The organism is Thaumasiovibrio clandestinus, from assembly GCF_047250365.1.
Lineage (GTDB): Bacteria > Pseudomonadota > Gammaproteobacteria > Enterobacterales > Vibrionaceae > Thaumasiovibrio.
The window spans coordinates 1-11,963 of sequence record NZ_JBLBVL010000012.1 but is presented as its reverse complement, the minus strand read 5'-3'; the positions used below and the strand labels follow the sequence as shown (position 1 = coordinate 11,963).

8 protein-coding genes and 1 tRNA gene are annotated in these 11,963 nt (G+C 47.6%); 6 read left to right on the top strand and 3 right to left on the bottom strand.

Going from position 1 to position 11,963, the window contains the following annotated elements:
• The first annotated feature begins 30 nt into the window (after positions 1–30).
• Positions 31–1,815, top strand: a complete 1,785-nt coding sequence (locus ACKLNH_RS14715) for a M24 family metallopeptidase (protein WP_413113018.1) — start codon at positions 31–33, stop codon at positions 1,813–1,815.
• Positions 1,816–1,880: 65 nt separating this feature from the next.
• Here ACKLNH_RS14715 and rep read toward each other — a convergent pair whose 3' ends face one another.
• Positions 1,881–3,899: a DNA helicase Rep gene (gene rep / locus ACKLNH_RS14710; RefSeq protein ID WP_413113017.1), complete on the bottom strand. Its 2,019-nt coding sequence runs from the start codon at positions 3,897–3,899 to the stop codon at positions 1,881–1,883.
• Positions 3,900–4,068: 169 nt separating this feature from the next.
• Between rep and ACKLNH_RS14705 the strand changes: the two genes are divergently transcribed.
• From ACKLNH_RS14705 to ubiK, 4 genes are all read left to right on the top strand, one after another.
• Positions 4,069–4,647 (top strand): TetR/AcrR family transcriptional regulator, encoded by a 579-nt coding sequence (locus ACKLNH_RS14705; protein ID WP_413113016.1) that lies wholly within the window; start codon positions 4,069–4,071, stop codon positions 4,645–4,647.
• Positions 4,644–5,753, top strand: coding sequence for an efflux RND transporter periplasmic adaptor subunit (locus ACKLNH_RS14700; RefSeq protein WP_413113015.1), 1,110 nt, complete (start codon positions 4,644–4,646; stop codon positions 5,751–5,753). Before ACKLNH_RS14705 ends, ACKLNH_RS14700 begins: the two co-directional genes overlap by 4 nt.
• Positions 5,754–5,765: 12 nt before the next feature.
• Entirely contained in the window at positions 5,766–8,831 is a 3,066-nt protein-coding gene (locus tag ACKLNH_RS14695; protein WP_413113105.1) for a multidrug efflux RND transporter permease subunit, read from the top strand.
• A gap of 121 nt (positions 8,832–8,952) precedes the next feature.
• Positions 8,953–9,222, top strand: a complete 270-nt coding sequence (ubiK, locus tag ACKLNH_RS14690) for a ubiquinone biosynthesis accessory factor UbiK (protein ID WP_413113014.1) — start codon at positions 8,953–8,955, stop codon at positions 9,220–9,222.
• A 50-nt stretch (positions 9,223–9,272) separates the two neighbouring features.
• On the opposite strand, the gene ilvC is transcribed toward ubiK, so the two are convergent.
• Positions 9,273–10,757, bottom strand: coding sequence for a ketol-acid reductoisomerase (gene ilvC / locus ACKLNH_RS14685; protein WP_413113013.1), 1,485 nt, complete (start codon positions 10,755–10,757; stop codon positions 9,273–9,275).
• 137 nt (positions 10,758–10,894) lie between these two features.
• Here ilvC and ilvY point away from each other — a divergent pair, with 137 nt between their 5' ends.
• Positions 10,895–11,767, top strand: coding sequence for an HTH-type transcriptional activator IlvY (ilvY, locus tag ACKLNH_RS14680; protein ID WP_413113012.1), 873 nt, complete (start codon positions 10,895–10,897; stop codon positions 11,765–11,767).
• Positions 11,768–11,854: 87 nt separating this feature from the next.
• On the opposite strand, the gene ACKLNH_RS14675 is transcribed toward ilvY, so the two are convergent.
• Positions 11,855–11,931: transfer RNA gene (locus ACKLNH_RS14675), tRNA-Trp, on the bottom strand.
• Positions 11,932–11,963 lie beyond the last annotated feature (32 nt).

The window sequence follows — 11,963 nt, the reverse complement described above, 5'->3', positions numbered from 1 at the left end:
GAAGACATAAAACGATTGAAGGAACAACTGATGCATACACCTCTCACAGAACGAGTCAGCCTTTTGCGTGACTGGTTAATCCAACACGATCTGGATGCGATTATTATTCCTCACGAGGACGAGTTTCTCGGCGAGTATATCCCTGCTCACAACGAGCGCCTGTTATGGGCAACAGACTTTACTGGCTCGGCGGGTGCAGCCGTGATCACGCGCGAGCGCGCGGCGATTTTTGTCGATGGCCGCTACACCGTTCAAGTCCGCAAGCAAACACCTGAGACGCTGTTTGATTACTGCCATTTAATTGAAGAGCCGCCAATGACTTGGGCGGCAAATACCTTGCCTGCTGGCAGTAAAATCGCCGTCGATATTCGCATGCACAATGGCGCATGGTGGGAAGCGCAATGCGCGACGCATGCAGACAAACTAACCTTGGTCGCCATTGATAATAACCCTATTGATACTCTATGGGCCGACAGACCAGCAGCAACTCTCTCTGATGCGCTGTTAATGCCGATGGAAAGCGTTGGCAAATCCTGTGCTGAGAAGCGCACTGAGCTCGCGGCAACGTTGACCGCTCAAGATGCCGATGCCGCAGTGATAACCAGCCTCGACAGCATTGCTTGGTTATTGAATATCCGCGGTACCGATATCGAGTGTCTGCCCGTCCTTCTCTGCCATGCCATCCTGCATGCCAACGGTCACCTCGACTTCTATATCGATGCAACACGCCTGCCAGCAGCCTTTGCTGACCATGTAGGCCAAGGTGTAACAGTAAGAGCACCGGCTGAGCTAAAAGCTGGCCTCATCGCTTTGACTGGCCAACACGTGCTGGTTGACCCCGCCACGGCAAATGCATGGACTAAGGTGACCTTAGTGGATGCTGGCGCGACGGTGGTTGAACAAGCCGATCCTTGCCTGCTCCCTAAAGCGTGTAAAAACAGCACTGAGTTGGCAGGAATGCAGGCGAGCCATGTGCGCGATGGCGTCGCTGTTTCGCGCTTTCTCGCTTGGATAGATCGTGAGCTAACAGCGGGACAACGTCCAAATGAGCATCAACTCGCTGAAAAGTTATGGGCCTTGCGTCAAGAAGATGAAACCTGCAAAGAGATGAGCTTTCATACTATCTCTGCGGCTGGCGGTAATGCAGCAATGTGTCACTACCGACACGACCCGTCAGCGCCCGGAGAATTGGTTGAGGACAATGTCTATCTGGTTGATTCTGGTGGACAATACCTTGATGGAACGACGGACATCACCCGTACGGTGGCCATTGGTAACCCAAGCGATGAGATCAAACGTACTTTCACATTGGTACTAAAAGGACACATCAGTCTGGCTTCAGCTCGCTTCCCTTACGGCACGACAGGCAACCAGCTTGATACGCTAGCTCGACAACATCTATGGGCACAGGGGTATGAATATGATCACGGCACAGGTCACGGTGTAGGGCATTACCTGAATGTGCATGAAGGGCCAGGACGGATCTCGAAAGTACCGAACCCTATCGCACTGCAACCTGGGATGGTGTTTTCAAATGAACCAGGGTATTACCGCGCTGATGCCTTTGGTATCCGCATCGAAAACCTTGAACAGGTTATCGAGATCCCAACCGAGGGTGATATGACAGTGCTTGGTTTTGCCTCACTGACCCGTGCTCCTATTGATCAACGTCTTATCGATGTTTCACTAATGACCAGCCGCGAACTGGCTTGGTTAAACGATTACCACCAAAGGGTGTGGGATGACGTATCGCCTCGACTCAACGAGGAAGATAAGGCATGGTTGGCACAAGCCACCAGCCCTCTCACTAGATAACATCGAAACACGTTATCTCTTGCCTTGTCTTATCTTGAGTGGCAGTCAGTACACACTGACTGCCACTATTTTTTAAACAGGCTCGCCCTTAGGTTGGCAATGGTCGTTTGGCCTTTTTCCATGCGCTCTTCTGCCGTTACTTTCGGCTTATCGCGCTCCCATTGCAAATCATCTTGCGGCAACTCATCAAGAAAACGGCTGGGTTCCGGTTTGAGTAACTCACCATACTGACGTCGCTCTTTACATAGGGTAAAGGTCAACTCGCGCTGTGCCCGGGTGATCCCGACGTAAGCTAAGCGACGCTCTTCCTCAACATTATCTTCATCAATACTTGTTTGGTGCGGCAAGATACCCTCCTCCATCCCAATCAAGTAAACATATGGAAACTCAAGACCTTTGGAGGCATGCAGGGTCATCAGCTGGACCTGATCAGCATCATCGTCATCCTCACCTCGCTCCATCATGTCACGTAGCGTCAAACGTTGTACCACCTCTTTTAGGCTGCGCTCTTGTTGGTCATAGTTATCGCCTTCCAGATCAGCCACAATCCAGCTATAGAGATCAGAGACGTTCTTCATCCGCATCTCAGCGGCTTTAGGGCTCGGCGATGTTTCGTACAACCAATCCTCGTAATTAATATCGCGCACCAGCGCACGTACCGCAGCAACCGTATCACCGCGCTCAGCATTATCACCAAGACGAACAATCCAGTCAGTGAACTTACGCAGCGCATCCAGTCCACGCCCCGACAGGTGGTGCTCTAAGCCGAGTTCAAAGCTGGCCTCAAATAAGCTCTTACCACGCATATTGGCATAAGTACCAAGCTTCTCCAGAGTGACAGGGCCAATTTCACGGCGCGGCGTATTAACAATGCGCAAAAATGCATTGTCATCATCATGGTTAGTGAGTAAGCGCAAATACGCCATAATATCTTTGATTTCAGCGCGGGCGAAAAAGGAAGTACCGCCAGATATTTTGTATGGGATACGGTTCTGTATCATCGCTTTTTCAATTAAGCGAGACTGGTGATTACCACGATACAGAACAGAGTAATCCTTATAATCATTGTTATTCATAAAGCGGTGCGCAATCAATTCACCAACAACGCGCTCAGCTTCATGCTCTTCATTGTTGGCTGTGAGTACTTTTAATGCATCACCTTCTGCCAACTCCGAGAACAGGCGCTTATCAAATAAGTGTGGGTTATTCGCAATTAAGATATTGGCACTTTTCAAAATACGTTTTGTTGAACGGTAATTTTGCTCGAGCTTAATCACTTTTAGGGCCGGAAAGTCTGTTTGCAGCAAGCCTAAGTTTTCAGGCTGCGCACCACGCCAGCTATATATTGATTGGTCATCATCGCCAACCACGGTAAAGCGCGCCCGCTCACCAACGAGCAATTTCACTAATAAGTACTGGCTGGTGTTGGTATCTTGATATTCATCGACCAATAAGTAACGAATGCGACTCTGCCAACGCTCTTTTACCTCTGGATGAAGTTGCATCAACAACACGGGCATTAAAATGAGGTCGTCAAAATCTAGCGCGTTGTACGCCTTCATCTGCTTTTGGTACATGTCATAACAAAACGCAAAGAGCTGCTCTTGCTCACCCTTTGCGTGCGCCTTCGCCTGCTCAGGCAATAACATGGCATTTTTCCAGTTGGAGATGGTATGTACCAACTGCTTAAGTAAATCTTTATCGTTATCAAGCTGCTTTTCCGTTAGCTCTTTTAACAGCGCCATCTGATCTTGATCGTCAAACAGAGAAAAACTGCTTTTTAAGCCCAACAACTTATACTCGCGCTTAATGATCTCCAGCCCCATGGTGTGAAAGGTCGAGACCATCAAGCCTTTTGACTCTTTCTTTCCAAGGGTTTGCGCCACCCGCTCTTTCATCTCTCGGGCGGCTTTATTGGTAAACGTAACAGCAGCTATCTGGCGCGGTTTATATCCACACTGCTGCACCAAATAAGCAATTTTATTGGTAATAACACGTGTTTTCCCCGATCCCGCCCCCGCTAAAACAAGGCATGGGCCGGAAACAAACTTCACGGCTTCATTTTGGGCAGGATTTAGTTTCATCGTTATTACACCTTTCAGTTGTTGTGAACAGCATTGTAGTTGGCTGAGCTGCAATGTCTATCTCGAAGCGAATTCCGCGGGTCAACAAAATCACTACAATTAATGCTTGCATGCTGAACATTAGCCCATGTAATCTAAATGAACATTCATTCAACATCTAGGCAACGCCATGCCAACCAAAAAAGAACGGATTCTTATCGCCACAGAAATGCTCCTAGCACAATATGGCTTTGCTGGTCTATCCATGGCAATGATCGCCAAAGAGGCCAATATCGCAGCAGGCAGTATTTACACCTACTTCGCCGACAAAGAAGATCTGCTAAGCCAGTTGTATAAGTATGTTTTACAGCGTGTTGCAGAACATATGCAGAAAAACATCGATACCACTACTCCCTTGCAGCAACAGCATCAAGCGATGTGGCAAAACCTATGGAAGATGAGCCAAAGCGCGCAAGCCCCGATCATCAATCATGGCCAATTTTCTCACCTCCCTCGTCCCTTTAAATGTGACGAGCAAGAGCTAATATTTCCGCTACTTGCCGCTTTCTTTGAACATGGCAAACAGGTCAAGAGCCTAAAACCGCTCCCCAACGCAGCACTATTCATGCTGGGGTTTGAACCCGCCATCAGTTTAGGAAAAAAACATCATTCGCATCAAATCCAACTCGATGATGATGCGATCTCCCTTTGCACGGCAGCGTGTTGGGACGCCATTTCTACCTCTATTTTGGAGCACTCGATACAATGAAAAAATGGATTTTTGGCATGCTATGCCTAGCTGTATTGCTATTTGGTAGCGTGATTGGCTTTAATCTCTATAAACAGAAAATGATTGCCAATCACATGGCGAGTATGCCTGAGCCGGAGTTTCCAGTAACCGCCCTAGAAGCAACATTATCTGATTGGGTGCCGATCATTGAAGTTATTGGTTTTATTGAACCGAATCAAGGCGTCACCTTAACGACGGAAGTGGCTGGCATTATCGAGAATATCGACTTTGACTCAGGTGCAAACGTTATCAAGAGCCAGCCACTGATCTCACTCAATGCTGATGTACAAAAGGCCAACTTAGAAAGCGTCACGGCACGTCTGCCCGCTGCTGAGGCTAAGTATGTGCGTTACCAAGGGTTATTTAAAAAAGGCTCGGTCGCCAAAGAGGCCCTTGATGAAGCTCAAGCTGACTTTCTGGCCCTGCGTGCTGACATAAAATCACTGCAAGAGACCATTCAACACCGCTCTATTCAAGCGCCCTTTGCGGGGATTGTCGGCTTACGCAATGTTTTTTTAGGTCAATACCTTCAGCCTGGTGATGACATTGTGCGCTTAGAAGATATCAGCATTATGCGCCTGCGTTTCACTATCCCACAAACCCAATTGGCTGACATTTCGCTGCAGCAAAAAATGGCGATTTTTGTTGATGCCTACCCCGAGCAGACCTTTGAAGGCACCATCAGCGCCATTGAACCGGCGGTCAATTATCAGAGCGGCTTGATTCAAGTCCAAGCCGACATCCCTAACAGTAATGGGCAGCTTCGCTCTGGTATGTTTGCCCGTGCACACATCATTCTACCTGCATTAGCGGAGCAGATCGTATTGCCGCAAACCGCAATTAGCTTCAATCTCTATGGCAGTAACGTATACATCGTAGCGCAAGATGATGATGGTACACAGCGAGTAACGCAATCAGTGATCAGTGTCGGTGAACGAAAAGGCGCAGTCGCACATATTTTAGCTGGCGTTGCGTCGGGAGATAAAATTGTCACATCAGGGCAGGTGCGCTTAAGCAATGGTGCCAAGGTACGCATTGTTGAAAACAATGCCCTTACACCGCCAACCCAAACCCCACAGTTATAACAGGATAAGATGATGCGATTTACTGACACCTTTATTCGTCGTCCTGTGCTGGCGATGGCAATCAGCTTTCTGATCGCTCTGCTTGGGTTACAAGCTATTTTTAAGCTGCAGGTGCGCGAATACCCTGAAATGACCAATACCGTGGTCACCGTTACCACCAGTTACTATGGCGCCAGTGCCGATTTGATTCAGGGCTTTATTACTCAACCCTTAGAGCAGGCGATTGCACAGGCTGACAATATTGACTTCATGACCTCATCCAGTGTGATGGGGCTATCCACTATTACGGTCACAATGGCGTTAAACACCGACCCAAATGCCGCGTTGTCAGATATTTTAGCTAAAACCAATTCAGTGCGTTCGCAACTGCCACGCGAGGCCCAAGATCCCTCTGTCTCTATGTCGACCGGTTCAACCACGGCAGTGATGTATATTGGTTTTACCAGCCCAGCGCTCGATGCAAGCCAAATCACCGATTACCTCGAGCGGGTCACCAAACCGCAACTCTTTACGGTCAACGGGGTATCCAAGATCGACCTCTATGGTGGTATCGCCTACGCCCTACGTATCTGGTTAGACCCAGCAAAAATGGCCGCTTACAACCTTACTGCGAGTGATACGATTAATGTCCTGAGTGCCAATAATTACCAATCGGCGACAGGGCAAGCAATTGGTGAGTTTGTGCTTTATAACGGTTCTGCCAATACCCAAGTCAGCACCGCTGAAGAGCTTGCGCAATTGGTTGTCGCAGAGAGAGACGGGCAAGTCATCCGCATCGGCGATATTGCAACAGTATCTTTGGAGAAGAGCCACGATACGTATCGTGCGTCTGCTAACGGTCAAGAGGCTGTAGTCGCAGCCATCAATGCCGCCCCAAGCGCCAATCCCATCAATATTGCAAAAGACATTAATGCGTTACTGCCCGCATTAACGGAGAATATGCCCGATAATATCAAGATGGCGGTGTTATACGACTCTACGGTGGCCATCAATGAGTCAATTCAAGAGGTCATTAAGACGATTGTTGAAGCCGCATTGATCGTTTTGATCGCTATCACCTTGTTTTTAGGTTCTTTCCGCGCCGTTATCATTCCTATCGTCACGATTCCATTATCTCTGATTGGTATCGCGGTTTTAATGCAGATGTTTGGCTTTTCATGGAACTTGATGACACTGCTGGCCATGGTATTGGCCATTGGCATGGTGGTCGATGATGCGATTGTCGTACTGGAGAATGTGGATCGACACATTAAACTCGGCGAAACTCCGTTTCGGGCCGCGATTATTGGTACACGCGAAATTGCCGTACCAGTTATCTCAATGACCCTTACCCTAGCCGCGGTTTATGCACCCATTGCACTCATGGGCGGCATCACCGGATCACTGTTTAAAGAGTTCGCTCTTACATTAGCTGGCGCTGTATTTGTCTCTGGGATCATCGCGCTAACCCTTTCGCCAATGATGTGCTCTAAGTTGCTAAAAGCCCATCAGCAGCCGAGCCGCTTTGAAAGCCTTGTTCATCGCCTACTGGAGAGTATCACCAACGGTTATGCTCGACTGTTAGATCGTGTCTTAGCACGCCGCCCTGCAATCGTCCTCTTTGCACTGATTGTATTTACATGCCTACCAATACTGTTTCGCTTTATTCCAACCGAGCTGGCCCCTTCAGAAGACAAAGGCGTGATGATGTTAATAGGAACCGCGCCGGCAAATGCCAACCTTGATTTCATTGAAAACAGTATGAATGATGTCAATCAGGTCCTAAGCGATCAGCCGGAAGTGAAGTTTGCACAGGTTTTTTCTGGCGTGCCTGTATCTAATCAGGCCTTTGGCATTGCTTCAATGGTACCTTGGAGTGAACGAGAAGCGAGTCAATCTGATGTGGTCAATCGTGTGTCGGGCTTAATCAGAGATGTTCCGGCCATGAATGTTACCACCTTCCAAATGGCTGAATTGCCCGGAGCGGGGTCTGGATTGCCCATCCAATTTGTCATCACAACGCCCAACCCGTTTGAAAGCTTATTTCAAGTGGCCAGCGAAGTGCTAACCAAAGTGCAAAGTAGCCCTTATTTTGTCTATTCAACCCTCGATTTAAACTATGACTCGGCGACGATGCAGCTCAATATCGACAAGGACAAAGCTGGTGCGTACGGCATCACAATGCAGGAGATTGGAACCACTCTTAGCACCATGATGGCTGATGGTTATGTTAACCGCATCGATATCGCTGGCCGATCTTATGAAGTTATTCCACAAGTCGCGCGCCAATTTCGTCTCAACCCAGAGGAGCTTAACGGTTACTATGTACGGGCCGCGGATGGGCAAGTCGTGCCATTAGGAAGCCTCATCACTATCGATGTTATTGCAGCACCAAAAACTCTGCCCCATTTCAACCAACTTAACTCTGCCAGCATTGGCGCAGTACCAGCACCAGGCGTGGCGATGGGCGATGCGATTGACTGGTTTACTCGTGAAGGCGCTCAGACTCTTCCCATTGGCTATCAATATGATTTTATGGGCGAAGCGCGACAGTTTGTCAGTGAAGGTAATGCTCTCTATGCCACCTTTTTGCTGGCGCTTGCCGTCATTTTTCTCGTCCTTGCGATTCAGTTTGAATCCTTACGCGATCCCTTAGTTATCTTGGTTTCGGTTCCCTTAGCAGTTAGTGGGGCACTGATTGCGCTTGCTTGGGGGGCGGCATCAATGAACATCTACTCTCAGATTGGCCTAATTACGCTGATTGGACTGATAACCAAACACGGCATTCTTATCTGTGAGGTCGCCAAGGAGCAACAACTGCACCATCAAATGGATCGCTTTGCTGCCGTTAAAGAGGCTGCCAAGGTACGTCTGCGGCCAATTTTGATGACCACCGTCTCTATGATTGCCGGATTAATACCACTCATGCACGCGACTGGTGCTGGAGCGGCACAACGATTTAGTATTGGGATTGTGATTGTTTCTGGCTTGGCAATCGGTACTGTCTTTACCTTGTTTGTCTTGCCCGTGATATACACCTTCCTCGCCTCGGAACATAGACCTTTACCTGTATTTGAAGAGGCTAAAGATTCAATCTAACGTGAGCTGATGAAAAGAGAAAGGCGGCGCTGGTCGCCTTTTTTACACAAAGTACGGTCTACTCAGGACATCCCGAGAACCATTGCTTACAATGGGGAAACGAAATTCAAGGAGTGAGAAAATGATCGACCCAAAAAAACTAGAATCTCTTGCCAAGCAAATCCAGGACGCGATGCCGCAACCAGTAAAAGAGCTCGGCAATGATGTTGAAAACAAGGTGAAGCAGGTCATTCAGGCACAACTAGGCAAGCTTGACGTAGTCAGCCGTGAGGAATTTGATGTGCAAACTCAGGTGTTATTGCGCACAAGGCAGAAATTGACTGAGCTTGAGAGTAAACTATCGGCGTTAGAGTCGAGATTTGCCCCTACTGATTCTGATGACCAGCAGTAGAACGACAAAAAAAACCGGCTTCATGCCGGTTTTTTATTCTTTAGCGGGACTTAACCGCCAACCGCAATGTCTTTCATGTCAGTCATATAACCACGCAACTCAGCACCAATCCACTCAACAGGGTGATTACGAATCGCGTCATTGATATTAATCAGTGTGCTGTTATCAACCTGATTACTGCGCTCACCTAACCCTTGTCCAATCACATCACTACCCACATCTTGCATGAATTTTTCACGCAGTAATGGCGTCGCGACATTGGCAAATAGGTAGTTGCCATATTCAGCGGTGTCAGAGATAACCACGTTCATCTCATACAGACGCTTACGCGCAATGGTGTTAGCAATCAATGGCAGCTCATGTAGTGATTCGTAGTACGCTGACTCTTCAATGATGCCCGAGTCAGTCATGGCTTCAAACGCCAGCTCTACGCCCGCTTTTACCATCGCAACCATTAAAATACCGTTATCGAAATACTCTTGTTCCGTGATTTCAATGTCGCTATCTGGGTAATTTTCAAACGCCGTATCACCAGTTTCTGCACGCCAGCGCAGCAAGTTAGCATCGTCGTTATCCCAGTCTGCCATCATTCCTGCCGAGAAATCGCCAACAATAATATCGTCCATGTGTTTGTTATACAGTGGGCGTAGAAGATCTTTTAGCTCTTCAGCCAGCTCAAATGCTTTCACTTTGGCAGGGTTTGTAAGGCGATCCATCATGTGGGTGATGCCACCAAACTTCAGTGCTTCGGTGATTGTTTCCCAACCGTATTGCAGCAATTTTCCGGCATAACCCGCATCAATGCCCTCAGCAATCATCTTCTCATAACAAACGATAGAGCCTGCCTGTAACATGCCGCATAAAATGGTTTGTTCACCCATTAGATCGGATTTAACTTCAGCTACAAATGAAGACTCTAAGCAACCTGCACGGTGACCACCTGTGCCTGCAGCCCAAGCCTTGGCGATATCCCAACCTTCTTCTTGAGGATCATTTTCAGGGTGAACCGCTAGTAACGTCGGTACGCCAAAACCACGCTTGTACTCTTCTCGTACTTCAGTACCAGGACACTTAGGCGCAACCATGACAACGGTAATATCACTACGGATCTGCTGACCCACTTCAACGATATTAAAACCGTGTGAGTACCCCAACGCCGCCCCTTCTTTCATTAACGGCATAACGGTTTCAACAACATTTGAGTGCTGCTTGTCAGGGGTAAGGTTGATCACCAAGTCAGCGCTAGGGATAAGCTCTTCATAGCTACCGACAGCAAAGCCATTATCTACTGCGTTTTGATATGATTGACGTTTTTCATCAATTGCCACCTGACGCAATGCATAAGAGATAGTCAAGCCAGAGTCACGCATATTCAAGCCTTGGTTTAGCCCTTGCGCGCCGCAGCCAACAATGACAACACTTTTTCCTTTCAGGTAATCTGCTTCGTTTGCAAATTCGGCTTTGTCCATGAAGCGACATACACCCAACTGAGCAAGCTGCTCACGTAAATTCAAAGTATTAAAGTAATTTGCCATCTCGACATTCTCCGTGATTTTTAATCCATGTAGGTGTTAACCCGATAAAAACAGTCTAAATCAGGTCAGTTGTTGCTTAAAGTGATATATTATCAACAACACCTTGCAAAAAATGCAACATGACGCAAAAGACAATAATGAATATAAAAAATCTCCAGCTTTTTGTTCACCTCTGCGACTCGAAAAGCTTCCATCAAACAGCGCAAATGAATCACGTTAGCCCTTCGACTTTAAGCCGAATTATTCAGCGCTTAGAAGCCGATATAGGTCAAACCCTTTTCATACGAGACAATCGCAGTGTCGAACTGACCAATGCAGCAAAAAAAATGTACCCCGTTGCTGTCAACATGGTGTCAGATTGGCAGCACCTAAAATCACTGTCCGATAATGATGACGCCTTACTGGTGGGTGAAGTGAGTTTGTTTTGCTCGGTGACAGCCAGTTATAGCCACCTACCAACAGTACTTAGCCAATTTCGGCTCAACTACCCTCAAATTGAAATAAAACTCTCAACGGGTGACCCTGCACAAGCAGTCCAGAAAGTTTTAAATGATGAAGTGGATGTAGCCATTGCTGCAAAACCAGATTTGCTACCGAATAAGCTGGCATTTACACGGATAGGAGAGGTCCCTCTGTCAATCATTACACCGACATTAGCAACCAGTTTTAGTAAAAGTTTGAGTGCACCCGTAGCAGAATGGGATGAGGTGCCATTTATTGTTCCTGATTCCGGGACAGCACGAGAAAGAGTTGAGCAGTGGTTTCGGTACCACAAATTAAAGCCCAACATCTATGCGCAAGTAGCAGGGCATGAGGCTATCGTTAGCATGGTTGCATTAGGGTTTGGCGTCGGTATCGCACCTGATGTGGTGATCGATAACAGCCCAGTCAAAGATAAAGTTGAGAGGCTAAATATTGGTAGCGTAAGACCATTTGAACTAGGTCTGTGCTGTAAGAAAAATCGCTATCAAGAGCCGATTATCAACGCACTCTTTGAGCTGATGGGATAAATCACTCTCCGCTACCATTCGTAATGGTAGTATGAGCAATAGATATAGAAAAAGGCCTCAGCATTTCTGCTGAGGCCTTCTTAAAGATGGCAGGGGTGGAGAGATTCGAACTCCCAACACGCGGATTTGGAATCCGCTGCTCTGCCAATTGGAGCTACACCCCTATTGTCTCAGTTTTTAAGAGCTGAAACTCTGA

Excerpts from the sequence above, each read along its gene's own strand:
- rep (WP_413113017.1), bottom strand. The coding sequence starts at position 3,899 with ATGAAACTAAATCCTGCCCAAAATGAAGCCGTGAAGTTTGTTTCCGGC.
- ACKLNH_RS14700 (WP_413113015.1), top strand. The coding sequence starts at position 4,644 with ATGAAAAAATGGATTTTTGGCATGCTATGCCTAGCTGTATTGCTATTT.
- ACKLNH_RS14695 (WP_413113105.1), top strand. The coding sequence starts at position 5,766 with ATGCGATTTACTGACACCTTTATTCGTCGTCCTGTGCTGGCGATGGCA.
- ilvC (WP_413113013.1), bottom strand. The coding sequence starts at position 10,757 with ATGGCAAATTACTTTAATACTTTGAATTTACGTGAGCAGCTTGCTCAG.
- ACKLNH_RS14705 (WP_413113016.1), top strand. The coding sequence starts at position 4,069 with ATGCCAACCAAAAAAGAACGGATTCTTATCGCCACAGAAATGCTCCTA.
- ACKLNH_RS14715 (WP_413113018.1), top strand. The coding sequence starts at position 31 with ATGCATACACCTCTCACAGAACGAGTCAGCCTTTTGCGTGACTGGTTA.
- ilvY (WP_413113012.1), top strand. The coding sequence starts at position 10,895 with ATGAATATAAAAAATCTCCAGCTTTTTGTTCACCTCTGCGACTCGAAA.
- ubiK (WP_413113014.1), top strand. The coding sequence starts at position 8,953 with ATGATCGACCCAAAAAAACTAGAATCTCTTGCCAAGCAAATCCAGGAC.